Raw genomic sequence first — 20,551 nt, forward strand, 5'->3', positions numbered from 1 at the left:
AAGCCTTCATCGATGTCCAACATCAAATCAGCCTCGAACGTTCCCGGGGTGATCGTGTCATGTTCAACAGCTTCTCGGCACACCCCTTCTGCAACTCATTCCTTGTGCATAGGACGTGCCCTGTGCGCGTACGGTTCATGCCGGCCACCCGATCGGGTGGTCGAAGATGTGTTCGGATGCCGGCTAGGATGCGGCGGCGAGCCGTCGCCGGGCTGTCTTCCGGCCCCGGTAGCCTTGCTCTCCGGCGCGACGAAGGTGATCACAGGGCCCGTTTTCGCGGGCTCGGAGCACCGCCGACGCGCCGCACGGATCGACGCGTTCGCGGCGATCCGACTACGCGACTACATGCGAGGAGTTGCACCGCGTGACCGCCCAGACGACCGCGCAGTCCACCGCGCTCCTGGCGGGCGAGCCCGACCACTCGAACTACACCGCGCGGCATCTCCTCGTTCTCGAGGGCCTTGACGCGGTCCGCAAGCGGCCCGGCATGTACATCGGCTCCACCGACAGTCGGGGCCTGATGCACTGTCTGTGGGAGATCATCGACAACTCGGTGGACGAGGCCCTCGGGGGCTTCGGAGACCGGATCGAGGTGCTCCTGCACGCGGACGGCTCGGTGGAGGTTCGGGACAACGGTCGCGGTATCCCCGTCGACGTGGAGCCCAAGACCGGCCTGTCCGGTGTCGAGGTCGTCATGACCAAGCTGCACGCAGGCGGCAAGTTCGGCGGCGGTTCCTACGCCGCGTCCGGCGGCCTGCACGGCGTCGGCGCCTCCGTGGTCAACGCCCTGTCCGCCCGACTCGACGTCGAGGTGGACCGGAGCGGGCACACCCACGCCATTTCGTTCCGCCGCGGCGTGCCCGGCGAGTTCGCCACCCTCGGCGCGGACGCTCCGTTCAGCGCCGGTAACGGACTGCGCAAGATCAAGAAGATCTCCAAGGCCAAGTCCGGGACCCGGGTCCGCTACTGGGCGGACCGGCAGATCTTCCTCAAGGACGCCGCGCTCGACCTGGAGCAGCTCCACTCGCGAGCCCGGCAGACCGCGTTTTTGGTGCCCGGACTCACGATCGTTGTTCGCGACGAGCGTAATGGTGCGAATCCGGGCGAAGCGGACGAACAGGTATTTCACTACTCCGGCGGGATCAGCGAGTTCTGTGAATACCTCGCTCCCGACCGCGCGCTCTGCGACGTGTTGCGCTTCACCGGCTCCGGCACGTTCAAGGAAACCGTGCCGGTGCTCGACGAGCAGGGCCACATGGTGCCCACCGAGGTGCAGCGCGAACTGGGTGTGGACGTGGCGCTGCGTTGGGGTACGGGATACGACTCGACCCTGCGCTCCTTCGTCAACATCATCGCCACGCCCAAGGGCGGCACCCACGTCGCCGGGTTCGACCAGGCGCTCCGGCGTACGGTCAACGACGTGCTGCGCTCGACCAAGCTGCTGCGCGTGGCCGAGGACGACATCACCAAGGACGACGCGACCGAGGGTCTGACCGCCGTGGTCACCGTGCGGCTGGCCGAGCCGCAGTTCGAGGGTCAGACCAAGGAGGTGCTGGGCACCTCGGCCGCCGCGCGGATCGTGCAGAACGTGGTGGCCAAGGAACTCAAGGCGTTCCTGACCTCTACCGCGCGCGACCACAAGGCGCAGTCCCGCGCCGTCCTGGAGAAGGTCGTCTCGGCGGCCCGCACCCGGATCGCCGCGCGGCAGCACAAGGAGGCCCAGCGGCGCAAGACGGCCCTGGAGACCTCGGCGCTGCCGGCCAAGCTGGCCGACTGCCGCAGTGACGACGTCGACCGCAGCGAGTTGTTCATCGTCGAGGGCGACTCCGCGCTCGGCACCGCCAAGCTCGCCCGCAACTCGGAGTTCCAGGCCCTGCTGCCGATCCGCGGCAAGATCCTGAACGTGCAGAAGGCGTCCGTCTCGGACATGCTCAAGAACGCCGAGTGCGCCGCGATCATCCAGGTCATAGGTGCGGGCTCGGGGCGCACCTTCGACATCGACCAGGCCCGCTACGGCAAGATCATCTTCATGGCGGACGCCGACGTCGACGGGTCGCACATCCGCTGCCTGCTGCTCACCCTCTTCCAGCGCTACATGCGTCCGATGGTCGAGTCCGGCCGGGTCTTCGCCGCGGTCCCGCCGCTGCACCGGATCGAGCTGTCCCGGCCCAAGAAGGGCCAGGAGAAGTACGTCTACACGTACTCGGACGCCGAGCTGAAGCGCACGCTGCTGGAGTACCAGCGCAAGGGCATCGCCTGGAAGGACCCGATCCAGCGGTACAAGGGTCTGGGCGAGATGGACGCCGATCAGCTCGCGGAGACCACGGTCGATCCCCGGCACCGCACGCTGCGCCGGATCAACCTCGGCGACCTCGAGGCGGCCGAGCGCGTGTTCGACCTGCTGATGGGCAACGAGGTGGCGCCGCGCAAGGAGTTCATCACCAACTCCGCGTCGCTGCTCGACCGCTCGCGGATCGACGTCTGAGCGAACCGGACACCCGGGCATACGCCGGGCCGGAGGGATTCGTCCCTCCGGCCCGGCGTTTTTTCATGGTCAGGACATCAGGGCCAAACGGTCCGTATATCTGCGATAGAAGGACGAATGTCACTCATTGGCGTGTGACCGGCCGGTCTCCCGTGTCGGCGGGGCGCGGGATCTCGTTGGCCAAGCGATTCCACGACGCATGGCGGAGCCAGGAGTGCGGCCGTGCCGGCGGTTCATCCGTACAGGTGAATTGTGCAGAACCTGGCCGTGCGGCCCGCGCCCGCTGACCATGCTGAAAACCGGTCCCGTCGAACGCCTGTCCAGGGCGCTCGGCGTCGGGACACAGCCGCGCGGTTCGGCGATCGACGAGGAGAGCTACGGTGACGACCAGTTCGTACCGACCCACACCCACCCGGGGTGTGCCGATCGGCGACCCGGAGCCGGATCCGCGCGCGGACATCTACCTGCGGGTGCAGGCGAGCCCCGAGTTCCAGGAGATCCGGCGGCGCTATCGAGACTTCGTCTTCCCGATGTCGCTCGCGTTTCTCGGGTGGTACCTGCTCTACGTGTTCGCGTCCACGTTCGCGCGCGACTTCATGGCGCACCGGATCCTGGGCGCGTTCAACGTCGCGCTGGCCTTCGGTCTGCTCCAGTTCGCGAGCACCTTCCTGATCACGTGGTCGTACGCCCGCAACGCGCGCGGCAAGCGTGACCGGGCGGCGCTCAACCTGCGCTGGGAGACCCAGGAGATGTTCCGGTGAACGGTGCGTACCTCGCGGTGGCCGGCGGCCACCGCGGCCTGACCGGCCTGTTGTTCGTGGTCTTCGTGGTGATCACGCTGGGCATCACCGTGTGGGCCAGCCGGAACAACCGCACGGCCAACGACTTCTACGCCGGCGGGCGGGAGTTCTCCGCCTCCCAGAACGGGCTGGCGATCGCGGGCGACTACATGTCGGCGGCGTCGTTCCTGGGCATCGCCGGACTGATCGCGCTGTTCGGCTACGACGGCTTCCTGTACTCGATCGGCTTCCTGGTCGCGTGGCTGGTCGTGCTCATGCTGGTGGCCGAACTCGTGCGCAACTGCGGGCGGTTCACGATGGCCGACGTGGTCGCGTTCCGGATGAGCCGCAAGCCGGTGCGGACCGCGGCGGGCGCCGCGACGATCGTGGTCTCGATCTTCTACCTGATCGCGCAGATGGTCGGCGCGGGCACGCTGGTCGCGCTGTTGCTCGGGGACAGCGGCGGCTCGGCGCAGACCTGGACGATCGTCGGCGTGGGCGCGCTGATGGTGGTCTACGTGACCTTCGGCGGGATGAAGGGCACCACCTGGATCCAGATCGTCAAGGCGGTGCTGCTGCTCGGCGGCGCGATCCTGATGACGTTCCTGGTCCTGCTGCGTTTCCACTTCGACCTCGACGAGTTGCTGGACACCGCCGCGCACACCAGCGGCCACGGACAGCAGTTCCTCGAGCCGGGTCTGAAGTACGGCAAGAACCTGACCAGTCGGCTGGACTTCATCAGCCTGGCCATCGCGCTGGTGCTGGGCACCGCTGGACTTCCGCACATCCTGGTGCGCTTCTACACGGTGCCCACCGCGCGGGCCGCGCGGCACTCGGTGATGTGGGCGATCGCGCTGATCGGCACGTTCTACCTGCTCACCATCGTGCTCGGGTTCGGCGCCGCGGCGGTGCTCGGGTCGGACAAGATCCGCAAGTCGAACGCGGCGGGCAACACCGCGCTGCCGCTGCTCGCGGAGGAACTCGGCGGCGGGCCGGACACGTTCGGCGGCGTAGTGCTGCTCGCGGTGATCGCGGCGGTCGCGTTCGCGACCATCCTGGCCGTGGTGGCCGGGCTGACCCTGGCCTCCTCGGCGTCCTTCGCGCACGACCTGTACACGAACGTGATCCGCAAGGAGGCGACCGACGAGAAGAGCGAACTGCGGGCCGCCCGGATCTCGGCGATCGTGATCGGCGGGATCGCGATCGGGCTGAGCCTGTCCGCGCAGAAGCTCAACGTCGCGTTCCTGGTCGCCCTCGCCTTCGCGGTCGCCGCGTCGGCGAACCTGCCCACGCTGCTGTACACGCTGTTCTGGCGGCGGTTCAACACCAACGGCACGGTGTGGGCGATCTACGGCGGGCTCGGCTCGGCGCTGGTGCTCGTGTTGTTCTCGCCGGTGGTCTCCGGCGGCAAGACGCCGCTGGTGACCGGGATCGACTTCCACTGGTTCCCGTTGGAGAACCCGGGAATCGTGTCGATTCCGATCGGCTTCCTGTGCGGCTGGATCGGCACGCTGCGCTCGGACGAGGAGGCGGACGCCGCCAAGTACGCCGAGATGGAGGTCCGTTCGCTGACCGGGGCGGGCGCCTACTGACGGTGCGTCAACAGCCGGGCCCGCATGCTGGTCGGGAGGCCCTCGTCCTTGCCGCAACTCTCCGGCCGGGCGGGGGCCTCCCGGCGTGCGTCCACCGCGACGGTCCAGGTGCGGCCGTCGGTGTGGTCGACCCGCACGGTCCACCCGCCGTCGTCCTCGGCCCGCTCGTCGTACACCGACAGCGCGTCGGCCCGGCGCTCGCCGCAGTCCGTGCGGACCGCGAGCTCGGCGGCCTGACCGGCCCGGGAGTAGGTGGCCCGGCCCCGGCACCGGTCCGGCAACATCTCGCCGCGGCGCGCGGCGGCGATCACGGCGCGGGCCGAGGTGGGGTCCAGGCGGCCGTACAGGTAGCCCTGGGGCAGCACGATGGCGGTCGGGGCGAATCGGTGCCCACCCAGGTGGGTGACCTCCCAGGCGGCCTCGGGGAGGCTCGCGGCGAGCGCGGCGGCCAGCGGGCGGCCCTCGACCGCGCAGCACCGGTCGCGCTTGCCGTTCGTGCAGACCAGGATCAGCGGCTCGGCGACCGGTTCGCCCAGTGCGGGCTCGGCCGGTCCGGCCAGCGCGGCGAGGTCGAGCGTGAGCAGGTCGGCGGCGCCGGCCACCCGCAACCGGCGCAGCCAGGTGCCGCCGGGCTCGGTCCAGGCCAGGAAGACGGTCCGCGGTCCGTCGGAGGCGGTGCCCGCGTCGGCCGGGCCGCCCGCGTCGTCGGCCCGGGGGTTCGCCTCGTCCGGTCGCCGGCCCGCCTGGTCCGGTCGGCGGATGAGGGCGGCGCGGAAACCGGCCCTGCCGGCGCGCTCGTCCAGCTGCCGGCCCACCCCGTCGTCGAGCCCGCGACTGCCGGTCAGGGCCTTCGCGGCCCACGGTCCGGGGTGCTCGACCAGCAGCCAGCCGCGCGTGGTCGGAGCGGTGCCGGCCATCGGCTCGGCGAGTTCGTGCGAAAGAAAGACGCAGGTTTCCACGACTGTGCACCGTATAGCTTTCACTTGCCGATCGGCCCGATCGGCCCCGCCCCGAGCGCCCGGATCCGATGATCCCGGTACGGTTGTTGCACACGGTAACGATGGGAGGCGGCCATGCCCCAGGGACGGCCCGACGGGAGAGCGGCGATAGCCGGCTTCACGTTGGACGACGCGGTGGCGCTCGCCAGGGCCGCGCACGACGGTCAGTTGGACAAGGGTGGTCACCCGTACATCACGCACCCGCTGCGGGTGATGCGGCAGGTCGAGGGCACGTACACGCAGATGGCGGCGGTCCTGCACGACGTGATCGAGGACACACCGGTGGGTGCGGACGATCTGCGCGCCGCCGGTGTGCCGGAGCGGGTGGTGGCCGCGGTGATCGCGCTGTCCAAGCTGCCCGGCGAACCGCTGGAGGTCAGCATCGAGCGCGCGGCGGCGGACCCGATCGCGCTCGTGGTCAAGCGGGCGGACATCGCGGACAACCGCTCCGAGGCCCGACTCGGGCAACTCGACGCGGCGACGCAGGTGCGGTTGCGGCACAAGTACACGCGCTCGATCGAGCTCCTGGAGGAGTTCGCCGCGCGCTGACGAACGAGGCCGGCTCGGCCGGCGATCGAACGGGACGAGGCCCCCGCGGCGAGGGACGCCGCGGGGGCCTCGGTGTGCGGGGCCGGCTCAGACGGTGCCCGGAGGGCCGCCGACCACCTCGACATGCTTGACCAGTGGCGTGCCGGAGCCGTCCCGGCGCGGATCCGGGGCGGGCAGTTCGACCGGCGCTCCCTTCGCGTCCGAGCCGCGGATCGGTGCCCGGCCCGCCCAGGCCAGGCGCAGCGTGGTCTCGCCCTTGAGGAAGCGCTGGCAGCGCACCCCGCCGGTGGCTCGACCCTTGCGCGGATACTCGGCGAACGGGGTGACCTTGCAGGTGCCGTACTCCGAGCCGAACAGCGCGTCCCCGCTGTAGGCGGCGACCGTGACCACCATCGCGTCGGCGCCCGGATCCACCGCGGTGAACGAGAGCACGGACTGTCCGGTGCCGAGCTTGATCCCGGCCATGCCGCCCGCCGGGCGGCCCTGCGGGCGCACCATCGAGGCCTGGAAACGCAACAACTGGGCGTCGTCGGTGATGAAGACCAGGTCCTCCTCGCCGGTGCGCAACTCGACCGCGCCGACGATGGCGTCGCCCTCGCGCAGCGTGATCACCTCCAGGTCGTCCTTGTTCGCCGGATAGTCCGGCACGACCCGCTTGACCACCCCCTGCGCGGTGCCGAGCGCGAGCCCGGGGGAGTCGGCGGACAGGGTGGTCAGGCACACCAGTCGCTCGTTCGACTCCAGCGAGACGAACTCGGACAGCGGTGCGCCGCCGGCCAGGTTCGGCGCGGTCGCGGTCTCCGGCAGCGAGGGCAGGTCGACCACGTTGATCCGAAGCAGCCGGCCGGTGCTGGTGACCGCGCCGACCTCGCCGCGCACGGTGGCCGCGACCGAGGACACCACCAGATCGTGTTTGGATCTGGCCCCCTCGGGCGGCAGCGGGCCGCCGGTGGAGGTGCGGGCGAGCAGGCCGGTCGAGGACAGCAGCACGGTGCACGGCGCGTCGGTGACCTGGAGCGGAACGGCCGCGGCGGGCACGTCCGCCGATTCGAGCAGGACCGTGCGGCGCGGCGTGCCGTACTTCTTGGACACCGCGGCCAATTCGTCCGAGACCACCTTCCGGAGCAGCTTGTCGTCCTCCAGGATGGTGGTCAGTTCGGCGATCTCGGCGCGCAAGCGCTCCTGCTCGGCCTCCAGTTCGATCCGGTCGAACCGGGTGAGCCGGCGCAGCGGGGTGTCCAGGATGTAGGACGCCTGGATGTCGGAGAGCGAGAACGTCTCCATCAGACGTTCCTTGGCCTGCGCCGAGTTGTCGCTCGAGCGGATCAGCTCGATCACGCGGTCGATGTCGATCAGCGCGACGAGCAGGCCGTCGACCAGGTGCAGGCGCTCCTGGCGCTTGCGGCGCCGGAACTCGCTGCGCCGGCGGACCACCTCGAAGCGGTGGTCCACGTAGACCTGGAGCAGTTCCTTCAGGCCCAGCGTGAGCGGCTGGCCGTCGACCAGCGCGACGTTGTTGATGCCGAAGGTCTCCTCCATCGGCGTCAGCTTGTAGAGCTGCTGGAGGATCGCCTCGGGGTTGAACCCGTTCTTGATCTCGATGACCAGACGCAGGCCGTGCGAGCGGTCGGTGAGGTCCTTCAGGTCCGCGATGCCCTGGACCTTCTTGGCCTGCACCAACTCCTTGATCTTGGCGATCACCCGCTCCGGGCCGACGTTGTACGGCAACTCGGTGACCACGATGCCCTTGCGGCGTGCGGTGACCGACTCGACCGTCGCGGTGGCGCGGATCTTGAAGGTGCCGCGGCCCTTCTCGTACGCGTCGCGGACCCCGCCCAGGCCCACGATCCGACCGCCGGTGGGCAGGTCGGGGCCGGGGACGTGGCGCATCAGGTCGTCGAGTGTGGCGGTGGGGTGTCGGATCAGGTGACGCGCGGCGGCGACCACCTCGACCAGGTTGTGCGGCGGCATGTTGGTCGCCATGCCGACCGCGATCCCGGACGCCCCGTTGACGAGCAGGTTCGGGAACGCGGCGGGCAGGACGCCCGGTTCCTGTTCCTGGCCGTCGTAGTTGGGGCCGAAGTCGACGACGTCCTCGTCGATCGAGTCGACCATCAGCATCGCGGCCGAGGACAGCCGGGACTCGGTGTATCGCATCGCGGCGGGCGGGTCGTCGCCGCCGAGCGAGCCGAAGTTCCCGTGGCCGTCGATCAGCGGCAGGCGCATCGAGAACGGCTGCGCCATGCGCACCAGGGTGTCGTAGATGGGGCCGTCACCGTGCGGGTGCAGCTTGCCCATCACCTCGCCCACGACGCGGGCGCACTTGACGTACCCCCGGTCCGGGCGCAGGCCCATCTCGGCGGCTTGGTACAGGATGCGGCGATGCACGGGCTTGAGCCCGTCGCGGGCGTCCGGCAGTGCCCGCGAGTAGATGACCGAGTAGGCGTACTCCAGGAAGGAGCCCTGCATCTCGTCGACGACATCGATGTCGAGGATGCGTTCCTCGAAGTCGTCCGGTGGCTGCGGACCGGAAGTTTTCGTACTACGGCGGGCCATGCGCGGCGTTGCTCCTTTGCTTCTTCGGGCCGGCGCCGGGCCGTGTCTCCCGTGTCCGCCCGAGGGCGGCGCGGCCGGGGACGGCCCGCACGGCGTGCCCATTGTGACGCGCCGGTGCGACATGTGAGTGCATCGACCCGGGTGACAGCGTGCTTGAGGGCCGTGCGAGGAGGGAAGGACAGCTTCTTGGCCCACGGTTGTGCCGCACTCTCCGGCCGCCGTCCGAGCAGGAAGAACGAAGGGTTTCCCGATGGACGACAAGCAGATCCGCGAACGCATCACCGACATGGTCGAGCAGGAGCGTGCCCTGCGGGACCAACTTGCGCAAGGCGTGATCTCGTCCGGTGAGGAGCATGCCCGGTTGGCCGAGGTGGAGGCCGAACTCGACCAGTGCTGGGACCTGCTGAGGCAGCGTCAGGCATTGCGGGACGCCGGCGGGGACCCGGCGACGGCCGCGGCGCGGCCGGCGCGCGAGGTGGAGGGCTATCAGCAGTAGTCGTCCGCGGGCGGGCTTCGCCGATCGCGAACAGCCCGAAAGCGGGAGTCGAACGGGCACCGCGCGTCGTTAGGGTGAGGGTGGCCGCCGGCGCGGCGGTCACTCTCCAGGAGAGGACGGTTGGGCATATGGCAGGACCGGCGACTGCATCGTTGGGGTTCACCGCGACCACGCACACCCTCGGCAACGGGCTCCGCGTGGTGCTCTCGGAGGACCACGTCGACCCCGTGGCCGCCGTCTGCCTCTGGTACGACGTGGGCTCACGGCATGAACGGCCCGGGCGGACCGGCCTCGCGCACCTCTTCGAGCACCTGATGTTCCAGGGTTCGGCCAACGTGCACGGCAACGAGCACTTCGAGTTCGTGCAGTCCGCGGGCGGTTCGCTCAACGGCACCACCAGCTTCGAGCGCACGAACTACTACGAGACCATGCCCGCGCACCAGTTGGAACTCGCGCTGTGGCTGGAGGCGGACCGCATGGGCGGGCTGCTGAAGGCGCTGACCGAGGAGAGCCTGGACAACCAGCGCGACGTGGTCAAGAACGAGCGCCGGCAGCGCTACGACAACGTGCCCTACGGCACCGCGTGGGAGCGGCTGGTGGCGATGGCCTTCCCCGAGGGCCACCCGTACCACCACATGCCGATCGGCTCGATGGCCGACCTGGACGCCACCTCGCTCGCGGACTGCCAGGCGTTCTTCCGGACCTACTACGCGCCCAACAACGCGGTGCTCGCGATCGTCGGCGACGTGGATCCCGAGCAGACGCTGGCCTGGGTGGAGAAGTACTTCGGCACCATCCCCGCGCACGACGGCAAGCCGGTGCCCGCGGACGGCACGCTGCCGCCGGTCCTGGGCGCCGAGGTGCGCGAGACGGTGCACGAGGAGGTGCCCTCGCCGGCCCTGATGGCCGCGTACCGGATGCCGGCCGACGGCACCCGGGGCGCGGACGCGGCGGACATCGCGCTGACCGTGCTCGGCGAAGGGGAGAGTTCGCGGCTGAACACCCGGCTGGTGCGGCACGACGAGCTGGCGATCTACGCCGGGGTGGGCCTGATGCGCCTGTCCGGCACCGCGTCGGTGGCGATGTTGGACGTCAAGGCGTCCGGGTCGGGCGCGGTCGGGGCGATCGACGCGGCGCTGGCCGAGGAGTTCGCGCGGTTCGCGGCCGAGGGTCCGACCCCGGCCGAACTCGAACGTGCGCAGGCCCAGTTGGAGCGGGCCTACCTGGACACGATGGCCACGGCCGGCGGCCGGGCGGACGAACTGTGCCGCTACGCGACGTTGTTCGGCGACGCGAACCTGGCGTTCACCGCGCTGGACCGGCTGCTGGACATCACGGCCGAGGAGGTGCGGGCGGTCGCCGCCGAGCGCCTGGTGCCGGACAACCGTGCGGTGCTCGTGTACGAACCGACCGACGACGCGGACGAGAACGAGGAGCAGGTCGCGTGACCCAGACCGGCGAGATGGTGTTCCACCCGCGCCCCGGCGCGGGCCCGGCCCGCGAGTGGACCTTCCCCGCGCCCGAGCGCTCGGTGCTGGGCAACGGCCTCGCGGTGCTGCGCGTGGACCGACCCGGCCAGAAGGTGGTGGCGGTCGAGCTGGTGCTCGACTCGCCGCTGGCCGCCGAGCCGACCGAGCGCGAGGGCGTCGCGACCATCATGGCGCGCGCGCTCACCGAGGGCACCGACAAGATGGGCGCCGAGGAGTTCGCCGCCGAGTTGGAGCGCTGCGGCGCGACGATCGACACCGACGCCGATCATCCGGGCGTGCGGGTCGCGCTGGATGTGCCGGCCTCGCGCCTGGAGCGGGCGCTGGGGTTGCTCGCGGACGCGGTCCGGGCGCCGGCGTTCCCGGCGGACGAGGTGGACCGGCTGGTGCGCCAGCGGCTGGACGAGATCGTGCACGAGCTGGCCAGTCCGCCCCGGCGGGCGGCGCTCGCGCTGAGCGCGACGCTGTTCGACCCCTCGGTGCGACTGTCCCGGCCGCGCGCCGGCACCTCGGAGAGCGTCGCGCGGGTGGACCGCACGGCCGTGTGGGACTTCTTCACGGCGCACGTGCGTCCGCAGACCGCCACCCTGGTCGTGGTCGGCGACTTCGAGGGCGTGGACGTCACCGGTGTGCTGGAGCGCACGATCGGCACCTGGCACGCGGAGCCGGCCGAGCCCTCGCGACCGGCCCCCGTGCTCGCCGACGACCACGCCCGGGTGCTGATCGTGCACCGGCCGGGCAGCGTGCAGACGCAACTGCTGGTCGGGCGCACCGGACCGGGCCGCGAGGACGCCTCGTGGCCGGCCCTGACCATCGGTACGTACTGCCTGGGCGGCACGCTCACCTCGCGCCTGGACCGGGTGCTGCGCGAGGAGAAGGGCTACACCTACGGCGTGCGCGCGGGCAACCAGTCGTTGCCGGTGGGCTCGCTGCTGGCGATCCACGGCTCGGTGGAGACCGACGTCACCGGGCCGGCCGTCGCGGACCTGGTCACCGTGCTGCGCACGCTGGCCGCCGAGGGCCTGGAGGACGTCGAGCGGGACGCGGCGGTGCAGAGCATCGTGGGCGTCGCGCCGCTGAAGTACGTGACGCCGCGCGCGGTGTGCGACTCGCTCGCGGACATGGCCGCCGAGCGGCTCCCGGACGACTACCTGCCGGAGCTCTACCTGCGGCTGGCCGACGTGGCCACCAAGGACGCCGCCGCGTCGGCGTCCGCCGCGTTCGACCCCGAGCACCTCGTGGTGGTCCTGGTGGGCGACGCGGACAAGATCCGCGAGCCGCTGGAAGCACTCGAAATCGGACCGGTCACGGTCGTCGAATAGGCGCGTGCGGCGGTGGGCGGATCCCAACGGGCGGCCCACCGCCAACCGCGATCTCCCGGGGCACTTAACGTAGACCCATGACTCAGCCGTTGCCGGGCGCCGGGCCCGGAGAGACGACAGCCATTCCGCCGGTCGACGGACCCGACGGGAAACAAGGCGATGCCCCCGTGCCGCTCGGCGTCGGACTGACCGCCGCGGACGTTGCGGAACGGGTCGCCAGGGGCGACGTCAACGACGTTCCCGTGCGCTCCAGTCGCTCGACGTCCGAGATCGTCAAGGCGAACGTCTTCACCCGGTTCAACGCCGTCATCGGCGTGTTGTGGCTGATCATCCTGTCCGTCGGGTCGGTCAAGGACGGCCTGTTCGGTTTCGTGATCATCGCCAACACCGGGATCGGGATCATCCAGGAGATGCGCGCCAAGCGCACCCTGGACCGGCTCGCGGTGATCGGCGAGTCCAAGCCGGTGGTGCGCCGGGACGGGCGGGCCGTCGCGCTGTCCCCCTCGGACCTCGTGCTCGACGACGTGATCGAGCTGGGCGCGGGCGACAAGGCAGCGGTGGACGGCGTGGTCGTCGAGGCCGACAACCTCGAGATCGACGAGTCGCTGCTCACCGGCGAGGCCGACCCGGTGATCAAGCGCCCGGGCGACCCGGTGATGTCCGGCAGCTTCGTGGTGGCCGGCAACGGCGCGTTCACCGCGACCCGGGTGGGTCGCGAGGCGTACGCCGCGCAGCTCATGGAGGAGGCCAGCAAGTTCACGCTGGTGGCCTCGGAACTGCGCAACGGGATCAGCACGATCCTCAAGTACGTCACCTGGATCCTGTTCCCGGCCTCGATCGCGCTGATCATCAGCCAGTACCGGCTGGAGGACACCACCTGGCGCGAGGCCGTCACCCGGATGATCGCGGGCATCGTGCCGATGGTCCCCGAGGGCCTGGTGCTGCTCACCTCGCTGGCGTTCGCGGTCGGTGTGGTGCGTCTGGGGCGCAAGCAGTGCCTGGTCCAGGAGTTGCCCGCGATCGAGGGTCTGGCCCGGGTCGACGTGGTCTGCCTGGACAAGACCGGCACGCTCACCGAGGGCGGCATGAACGTCGCCGAGGTGCGCGAGCTGGCCGAGGGCCTGCCGGTGCGCTCCGCGCTCGGCGCGCTCGGCACCACCGAGCCGCGCCCGAACGCGAGCCTGGCCGCGATCATCGACGAGTGCCCGGCCGAGCACGGCTGGACCTCGGTGGAGAGCGTGCCGTTCTCGTCCGCGCGCAAGTACAGCGGCGCGACGTTCGAGGTGGCCGGTGCCCGCGCCACGTGGTTGATCGGCGCCCCCGAGGTGCTGGTGACCACGCAGGCGCACGGCGAACTGCTCGCCGACGCCGAACGGCTGGGCGGACAGGGCCTGCGGGTGTTGATGCTGGTCCGCACCGACGCCCCGCTCGCGGACACCGTGGACGCCCTCGTCGGCGGCCCGGACGGCGCCGACGTGACGCCCGCCGCGCTGGTGGTGCTGGAGCAGCGGTTGCGGCACGACGCCGGCGCGACGTTGGACTACTTCGCCGATCAGGGCGTGGCGGCCAAGGTGATCTCCGGCGACAACGCGATCTCGGTCGGCGCGGTGGCCGCCAAGCTCGGCATCAAGGGCGCCGAACACCCGGTGGACGCGCGCACGCTGCCCACCGATCAGAACGAGCTGGCGGACGTGCTGGAGGCCAACACGGTCTTCGGCCGGGTCACCCCGCAGCAGAAGCGGGACATGGTCGCCGCCCTCCAGTCGCGCGGGCACAACGTGGCGATGACCGGCGACGGCGTCAACGACGTACTCGCGCTCAAGGACGCCGACATCGGTGTGTCGATGGGCTCGGGCAGCGAGGCCACCAAGGGCGTCGCGCAGATCGTGCTGCTGGACAACAGCTTCGCGACGCTGCCGTCGGTGGTCGGCGAGGGCCGCCGGGTGATCGGCAACATCGAGCGGGTCTCCAACCTGTTCCTGACCAAGACCGCCTACTCGGTGCTGCTGGCCATCCTGGTCGTGATCGCCAACGTGCCCTACCCGTTCCTGCCCCGGCACCTGACCCTGCTGGCCTGGTTCACCATCGGTACCCCGGCGTTCTTCCTGGCCCTGGCGCCGAACAAGGAACGCGCCCGTCCCGGCTTCGTCAAGCGGGTGCTGCGCTACTCGGGCCCCTCCGGGGTGATCGCCGGCACGGCGACCTTCACCGCGTACCTGCTGGCCCGCTCGTACTACGGCGCGACGGACGCCACCCGTACGGCCGAGACGTCGATCGCGACGCTGACGCTGTTCCTGGTCGGCCTGTGGGTGCTCGCGATCATCGCCCGTCCGTACACGTGGTGGCGGATAGCGCTGGTGCTGGTGATGGGTGCCGGGTTCGCCACGGTGATCTCGGTGCCATGGCTCCAGGACTTCTTCGAACTCAAGCTGGTCGGTACGCGGATGCCGTGGACCGCGGTCGGCCTCGCGGTGGCCGCCGGAGTGCTTCTGGAGATCGTCGCGTACTGGAACAAGCGCCGCCTGGCGAGCGAGGTGGCCGCGTAGGCGCATCGGGTGCGGGTCGGGCATCGGCCCGGCCCGCACCCGATGCGGACCGCCCCGCCACCGCGTTCCTAGGACAGGCCCCGGCGGTCCCTGCCCCGCTCGGCGAGGGCCAGGGCCACGCCGAGCACGGCCGAGCCCCCGGCCAGGCCCGCGATGAAGGCCCGCCGTCCGCGCGGCAGCCTCCCGCGGTACGCGCAGGTGATCAGCGTGTCGCCGAGGTCGGCGGCGGAGCCCGCCAGCGCCCAGGCGCGGATCGGTTCGCCGCGGCCCGCCGCGAACATCGCGCCGGCGCCGAGCGCGAGGTCGCGTCCGCCGAGCGCGCGGGCGAAGACCAGCGCGCCGGTGCGCTCCGCGTCGTCGCCGATCCACGGTCGGGACACCCGCACCGGGTCGAGCAGCGCGACCACGCCCAGCGCGGCCCGGGCCCCGCCCCAACCGAACGTCGCGGTGCGTACGAGCCCGTCGGATTCACTCGGCGTAGTCGTCACGGTCGTCACCGTATCGCTCCCGCGGCACTTCAGCGGTCATCCATTTCGTGCATTAGCCTCGCTCTGCCGCACACACGCATCGGCGACATCGAGCGATCCGCGCCGTCGTGACGTTCCGTCACGCATCCACGGGGGTGGAGGAGGCGCCGGTCGCCCCACGGGGATGGAGAACCACGTTGTACCTGCGTAAGCCTGCCGTACCGGGCCTGTTGATCGCCGCATCCGTCATCGCGCTGTCCAGCGGATGCGGTCTGGTCGACAAGGTCAAGGGCGACGACGACAAGAAGAAGAAGGACCCGGCCACGGCCGCGCCCCAGGCGGGCGGCGGCTCGACCGGCGGCGCGAGCGGCGCGCCGGCCACGCAGCCCGGCGGGGGCAAGGGCACCGCGCCCGCAACCGCGCCGGAGACCGGCAAGCCCGGCGGCACCGTCGATGTCGGCGCCAAGGACTTCTGCAACCTGCTCACGCCCGCCGAGCTCAAGGGTGTGCTGGGCAGCGAGGTTCCGCGCACCAAGAACGACCCCACGCTGCACAGCTGCCGCTACTACGGCCCGGGCGACTCGTCGCTGCTGACCGTGCAGTACTTCACCCAGAGCAGCAGGCTCTCCGGCACGGCGGAGAGCGTGGCGGCCAAGAACGACGCGTCCAAGTACGGGAAGCCGATCACCGATCTCGGCGCGTTCCCGACGCTGTACGTGGCCGGGGACGGCGCCTATCCGGCGCCCTCGGTGCCCGAGGTCTACTTCGTCAAGCCGCGCGGCACCGACCTGATGGTCGAGGCGCACGTGTCCCTCGCGCCCGCCGCGAAGGGCCTCCCGCGTACGCAGCACATCGCGATCGCCAAGATCGTCGCCGACAAGATCTGAGCGCGTTCCGGGGCCGGGCCTGTGGCGGCCCGGCCCCGGTCCGGTCAGCCCTTGAGCTCCGGGAAGTCCTCCTCGAACCACTCCAGCGCGCCCCGTCCGGCCAAGTCGCCCTCGTGCAACTCGCGTTCGCGACCCCGCAGTTCGACCCGGCGGATCTTGCCCGAGATGGTCTTGGGCAACTCCGCGAACTCGATCCGGCGGATCCGCTTGTACGGCGAGAGCACCTCGCGCGCGTGCCGCAGCACGGACAGCGCGGTCTCACGGGTGGGCTCGTGCCCGGCGGCGAGCACCACGTACGCCTTCGGCACCGCGAGCCGCACCGGATCCGGCGAGGGCACCACCGCGGCCTCGGCCACCGCGTCGTGCTCGATCAGCACACTCTCCAGCTCGAACGGCGAGATGCGGTAGTCGGACGCCTTGAACACGTCGTCGGAGCGGCCCACATAGGTGATGTAGCCGTCCGCGTCCCGCGTGCCGACGTCGCCCGTGTGGTAGAAACCGTCGCGCATCGACTCGGCCGTGCGCTCCGGGTCGTCGAGGTAACCGGTCATCAGACCCAGCGGGCGTGCCGCGAGTTCGAGGCAGATCTCGCCCTCGGCGCCCTCGCCGGTGACCACCTCGCCGGAGATCGGGTCGAGCAGGGCGACGGTGTACCCGGGCAGCGGCCGGCCCATCGAGCCCGGCCGGACCTGCTGTCCGGGCGCGTTGCCGATCTGCGCGGTGGTCTCGGTCTGGCCGAAGCCGTCCCGGATGGTCAACCCCCAGGCGGTCCGCACCTGTTCGATGACCTCCGGGTTGAGCGGCTCGCCCGCGCCGATCACCTCGCGCAGCGCGGTGCGCCACGCGCCGAGGTCCTCCTGGACCAGCATCCGCCACACGGTCGGCGGCGCGCAGAACGAGGTCGCCCCACAACGCACCATCGTGTCCAGCAACGGGCGTGCGGCGAATCGCTCCTGACGCACGATCAGGATCGTGGCACCGGCATTCCAGGGAGCGAAGAAATTGCTCCAGGCGTGCTTGGCCCAGCCGGGCGAGGAGATGTTCAGGTGCACGTCGCCCGGCCGCAGGCCCAGCCAGTACATCGTGGACAGGTGCCCGATCGGATAGCTCGCCTGGGTATGGCCCACCAGCTTGGGCTGCGCGGTGGTGCCGGAGGTGAAGTACAGCAGCAGCGGGTCGGCCGCGGCGGTCGGCCCGTCCGGCACGAACGCCTCGTCCGCGCCCTGTGAGTCGTGCGCGTCGGCGAACGCGAGCCAGCCGGGGCTCGGTTCGCCCACCGCGATCCGGGTCCAGTCTCCGGGCACCTCGGCGAAGCCCGGAGTCACCGCCGACTCGGCGATCACGTGCGCGACGTCGCCGCGGGTGACCCGGTCGGTCAGATCGGCGGGCGCGAGCATCGTGGTGGCCGGGATGATCACCGCGCCGAGCTTCATCGCGGCCAGCATCGCCTCCCACAACTCGACCCGGTTGCCCAGTACCAGCAACACCCGGTCGCCGCGCCGCACCCCGCGCGCCCGCAACCACGACGCGACCCGGTCGGAGCGCCGGGCCAGTTCGTCGAAGGAGACCTTGGTGTCGGTGCCGTCCTCGGCCACGATCCACAGCGCGGTGGCGTCGTTTCCGCGCGCGTTCGGGTCGAACCAGTCGAGCGCCCAGTTGAATTCGGTCGGCTCGGGACGCGGGAAGTCCCGGCACGCGGTGGGCTGGTCCTCGCGGTGTTCGAGCAGGAAGTCGCGCGCTGCGCGAAACGCCTCGGTCGCACCCGTCATCGCCGAATTCCTCCGTCTGTCGTGCGGTGTCGCCTTACCGCAGCACCGCTGCATCGGTGCAGGAACGCACCCTCGCATCACCCGTTCGAGCGGTCAACGACCGGCTCCGGGCTCCTCACGTTGACCGTCGCGGCGCCGGGCCGCAAGACTCCGAGAGGCTACGGAAACAAGCGCACAAAGATGATCTTGATCCGACATTCGGGACCGTAATTGACAGACAGTACGGGGCGATCCGGCCCGCGCGTGCTCGTCCTCGCCGACGACCTCACGGGCGCCAACGCCACCGCGGTGCGCTTCGCCCGGCGGGGGATGCGCACGCTGGTCACCGGCGGTCCACCTCGGGCGTGCTCCGGCGCGCCGGAGGTACTCGTGTTCGATCTGGCCACCCGGCACCTGCCCGGGGTGCAGGCCGCGCGGCGGGTGGTCGCGGGCGCGTCGGTGTTCCCGGACGCGCCGCTGGTGGGCAAGCGCATGGACGGCACACTGCGCGGCAATCCCGGCGCGGAGACCGGCGCGCTGCTGCACGTGCTCGACGCCCGTCCCGGGCCGCCGGTGCGCGCGTTGGTGGTGCCGGCCCGTCCCGATGCCGGCCGGCCCGTCGAGGCCGGTGTCGCGCACGCGCACGGCGTCCCGATCGCGGACGGCGAAGTCGCCCGCGACGGGTTCGGCCCGGTGACGTCCGCGGCCGTGATCGAGGCGTTCGACACGATCGATCGGGCGATCGCGCACGTCCCGCTCGACGTCGTGCGCGGCGACCCGCCCGGCCTGGTCCGGGCCCTGTGCGATCCGGCCGCCCGGGTGCTGGTCTGCGACGCGGTCACCGACGCCGATGTGGAGACGCTCGCACTGGCGGCGGCGACCGGCGTGCTCGCGGGGGAGTCGCGCTGGCTGCCGGTGGATCCCGGGCCGTTCGGCGCGGCGCTGGCGAGCGCGCTGGGCACGGTGCCCACCGGTCGACCCGTGCTCGGCGTCGCGGGCAGCCTCAGCCCGCTCGGCCGCGAGCAGATCGCCTGGACCCGGCGCCGACTGGGCGCGCGGTGGCTGGAGGTGGGCGACGCGCCCGATCCGGTCCGGGTCGCGGCCGACCTGGTGGCGCTGGCCCGCACCGGCACACCCCTGGCCGGGATCCGCACCCTGGTCCCGGACCGGGCCGATCCGGTGGTCTCCGCCCGGCTTCCGGTGCTGCTCGGCGAGGCGGTCGGGCGCGCGCTGGCCGCCGCGCCGTTCGCGGGGGTGTACGCGACGGGCGGGGACATCGCGGGCGCGGTGTGCATCGCGCTGGGCGCGGACGGGCTCGCGGTGGAGACCGAGGTGCAACCGCTGGTGCCGGCCGGGCGACTGGTCGGAGGGCCGTACGACGGGCTGCCGTTCGCCGCGAAGGGCGGCTCGGCGGGGGACCCGCACGCGGCGGTGGCCTGCGTGTTGCACCTGCGGATGAGCTCCACCGTCCGTACGGCCCGGCCGGCGGCGGTCACGACGTCGCAGATCGACGCCGGACGGTGGTAGGAGCACGCTCCCGCGACGGGCGCCCCACCCGGCCGGCATCGGCCCGGAGTCGGCGGTGCCGGCGCCCCGATCGGGCCGCTCAGGCGATGGTCAGGGCCTGCGCGATGCGGGCGGCCAGGTCGGCGTTGTTGAGGATGAGGGCGATGTTGGCGTTCAGGCTCGCGCCGCCGGTCTCGCGGTGGAAGACGTCCAGGAGGAACGGGGTGACCGCCTTGCCGCGGATCCCGCTGTCGGCCAGCGCGGTCAGCGCCCGACGCAACACCCGATCGTGCAGGTCCGGGTCCACCTGATCGGCCCGCGGCACCGGATTCGCCACCACGAGGGCGTTCCGCCCCAGGCCGAGCGCCTCGTGCGCGCGCACGACGTCGGCCACCTCGTCCGCGGTGTCCACCCGCCACTCCAGCCGGTGGCCGGAGTCGGCCAGGTAGAACCCCGGGAACGCGTGCGTACCGAAACCCATCACCGGCACGTTGAGCGACTCCAGCCGCTCCAGCGTCGCGCCCACGTCCAGGATCGACTTGACCCCCGAGCACACCACGGTGAGCCCGCAGCGGGTCAGCGCGATCAGATCCGCCGACTCGTCCCAGCTCTCCCGCGCCTCGCGATGCACCCCGCCCAGGCCGCCGGTGGCGAACACCCGGATGCCCGCCTGATGCGCCAGGTGCGCGGTCGCGCCCACGGTGGTCGCGGCGTGCCCGCCCCGGGCGGCGACCAGGGCCAGGTCGCGCATCCCGGCCTTGAGCACGTCCCGGGACATGGCGACGAACTCGAGCGTCTCGGCGTCCAACCCGATCGACGGTCGGCCGTGCACGAGCGCGATCGTCGCCGGGACCGCGCCCGCGGCCCGGACCCGTCCCTCGATCTCGCGGGCGATCCGCAGGTTGTCCGGGCGCGGCAGCCCGTGCGCGATGATCGTGCTCTCCAGGGCGACCACGGGTCGGCCGGCGGCGAGCGCGTCCGCGACCTCCGGCAGGATCCGCAAGCCGTTCACCGGTAGGACGCTACCGGGCGCGAGCGGCAGCGGCGGGGCATACGCGCCGGGACGCGTGGGTTCGGCCTCGCCCCGGCGCTCGGACACTCCGATGATCATGGCTATCCGCCGTCCCGTCGCG

General features: G+C 71.5%; 15 protein-coding genes. 10 read left to right on the plus strand and 5 right to left on the minus strand.

Going from position 1 to position 20,551, the window contains the following annotated elements; genetic code table 11:
- The first annotated feature begins 364 nt into the window (after nt 1-364).
- From ACZ4FV_RS00285 to ACZ4FV_RS00295, 3 genes are all read left to right on the plus strand, one after another.
- Nucleotides 365-2,485, plus strand: a complete 2,121-nt coding sequence (locus tag ACZ4FV_RS00285) for a DNA gyrase/topoisomerase IV subunit B (RefSeq protein WP_395869300.1) — start codon at nt 365-367, stop codon at nt 2,483-2,485.
- A 380-nt stretch (nt 2,486-2,865) separates the two neighbouring features.
- Nucleotides 2,866-3,246: a DUF485 domain-containing protein gene (locus tag ACZ4FV_RS00290; protein ID WP_395869298.1), complete on the plus strand. Its 381-nt coding sequence runs from the start codon at nt 2,866-2,868 to the stop codon at nt 3,244-3,246.
- A 17-nt stretch (nt 3,247-3,263) separates the two neighbouring features.
- On the plus strand, nt 3,264-4,856 hold the full coding sequence (locus ACZ4FV_RS00295; protein ID WP_402229618.1) for a solute symporter family protein: 1,593 nt from the start codon (nt 3,264-3,266) through the stop codon (nt 4,854-4,856).
- Here the strand turns inward: ACZ4FV_RS00295 and ACZ4FV_RS00300 are convergent.
- Nucleotides 4,850-5,815, minus strand: a complete 966-nt coding sequence (locus ACZ4FV_RS00300; RefSeq protein ID WP_395869296.1) for a sucrase ferredoxin — start codon at nt 5,813-5,815, stop codon at nt 4,850-4,852. The genes ACZ4FV_RS00295 and ACZ4FV_RS00300 overlap by 7 nt on opposite strands.
- Nucleotides 5,816-5,929: 114 nt before the next feature.
- Between ACZ4FV_RS00300 and ACZ4FV_RS00305 the strand changes: the two genes are divergently transcribed.
- A complete protein-coding gene (locus tag ACZ4FV_RS00305) occupies nt 5,930-6,403 on the plus strand; it encodes an HD domain-containing protein (RefSeq protein ID WP_395869294.1) in 474 nt (157 codons plus the stop codon).
- A gap of 87 nt (nt 6,404-6,490) precedes the next feature.
- Here the strand turns inward: ACZ4FV_RS00305 and ACZ4FV_RS00310 are convergent, their stop codons facing one another.
- Nucleotides 6,491-8,959, minus strand: a complete 2,469-nt coding sequence (locus tag ACZ4FV_RS00310; RefSeq protein WP_395869292.1) for a DNA gyrase/topoisomerase IV subunit A — start codon at nt 8,957-8,959, stop codon at nt 6,491-6,493.
- Between the two features lie 250 nt (nt 8,960-9,209).
- On the opposite strand from ACZ4FV_RS00310, the gene ACZ4FV_RS00315 reads away from it, so the two are divergent.
- The 4 genes from ACZ4FV_RS00315 (at nt 9,210) to ACZ4FV_RS00330 (ending at nt 14,810) form a co-directional block, all read left to right on the plus strand.
- A complete protein-coding gene (locus tag ACZ4FV_RS00315) occupies nt 9,210-9,455 on the plus strand; it encodes a DUF2630 family protein (protein ID WP_395869290.1) in 246 nt (81 codons plus the stop codon).
- Nucleotides 9,456-9,583: 128 nt separating this feature from the next.
- Nucleotides 9,584-10,903 (plus strand): M16 family metallopeptidase, encoded by a 1,320-nt coding sequence (locus ACZ4FV_RS00320; RefSeq protein WP_395869288.1) that lies wholly within the window; start codon nt 9,584-9,586, stop codon nt 10,901-10,903.
- On the plus strand, nt 10,900-12,264 hold the full coding sequence (locus ACZ4FV_RS00325) for a M16 family metallopeptidase (protein WP_395869286.1): 1,365 nt from the start codon (nt 10,900-10,902) through the stop codon (nt 12,262-12,264). Before ACZ4FV_RS00320 ends, ACZ4FV_RS00325 begins: the two co-directional genes overlap by 4 nt.
- 77 nt (nt 12,265-12,341) lie before the next feature.
- A complete protein-coding gene (locus tag ACZ4FV_RS00330; protein ID WP_395869284.1) occupies nt 12,342-14,810 on the plus strand; it encodes an HAD-IC family P-type ATPase in 2,469 nt (822 codons plus the stop codon).
- A gap of 68 nt (nt 14,811-14,878) precedes the next feature.
- Here ACZ4FV_RS00330 and ACZ4FV_RS00335 read toward each other — a convergent pair whose 3' ends face one another.
- Nucleotides 14,879-15,298, minus strand: a complete 420-nt coding sequence (locus ACZ4FV_RS00335) for a hypothetical protein (RefSeq protein ID WP_395869282.1) — start codon at nt 15,296-15,298, stop codon at nt 14,879-14,881.
- A gap of 176 nt (nt 15,299-15,474) precedes the next feature.
- Between ACZ4FV_RS00335 and ACZ4FV_RS00340 the strand changes: the two genes are divergently transcribed.
- Nucleotides 15,475-16,164, plus strand: a complete 690-nt coding sequence (locus tag ACZ4FV_RS00340) for a hypothetical protein (protein ID WP_402229401.1) — start codon at nt 15,475-15,477, stop codon at nt 16,162-16,164.
- 44 nt (nt 16,165-16,208) lie between these two features.
- Here ACZ4FV_RS00340 and ACZ4FV_RS00345 read toward each other — a convergent pair whose 3' ends face one another.
- Nucleotides 16,209-17,933 carry an AMP-binding protein gene (locus ACZ4FV_RS00345; protein WP_402229398.1) on the minus strand — a complete coding sequence of 575 codons (1,725 nt, stop codon included), beginning with the start codon at nt 17,931-17,933 and terminating at the stop codon, nt 16,209-16,211.
- Nucleotides 17,934-18,143: 210 nt separating this feature from the next.
- On the opposite strand from ACZ4FV_RS00345, the gene ACZ4FV_RS00350 reads away from it, so the two are divergent.
- Nucleotides 18,144-19,439, plus strand: a complete 1,296-nt coding sequence (locus tag ACZ4FV_RS00350) for a four-carbon acid sugar kinase family protein (RefSeq protein ID WP_465321463.1) — start codon at nt 18,144-18,146, stop codon at nt 19,437-19,439.
- Nucleotides 19,440-19,518: 79 nt separating this feature from the next.
- On the opposite strand, the gene ACZ4FV_RS00355 is transcribed toward ACZ4FV_RS00350, so the two are convergent.
- The gene (locus ACZ4FV_RS00355) at nt 19,519-20,529 is read right to left on the minus strand and encodes a pseudouridine-5'-phosphate glycosidase (RefSeq protein WP_395869274.1); all 1,011 of its coding nucleotides are present in this window, start codon (nt 20,527-20,529) and stop codon (nt 19,519-19,521) included.
- Nucleotides 20,530-20,551: the final 22 nt, after the last annotated feature.

The organism is Embleya sp. NPDC025285 (assembly GCF_055558835.1).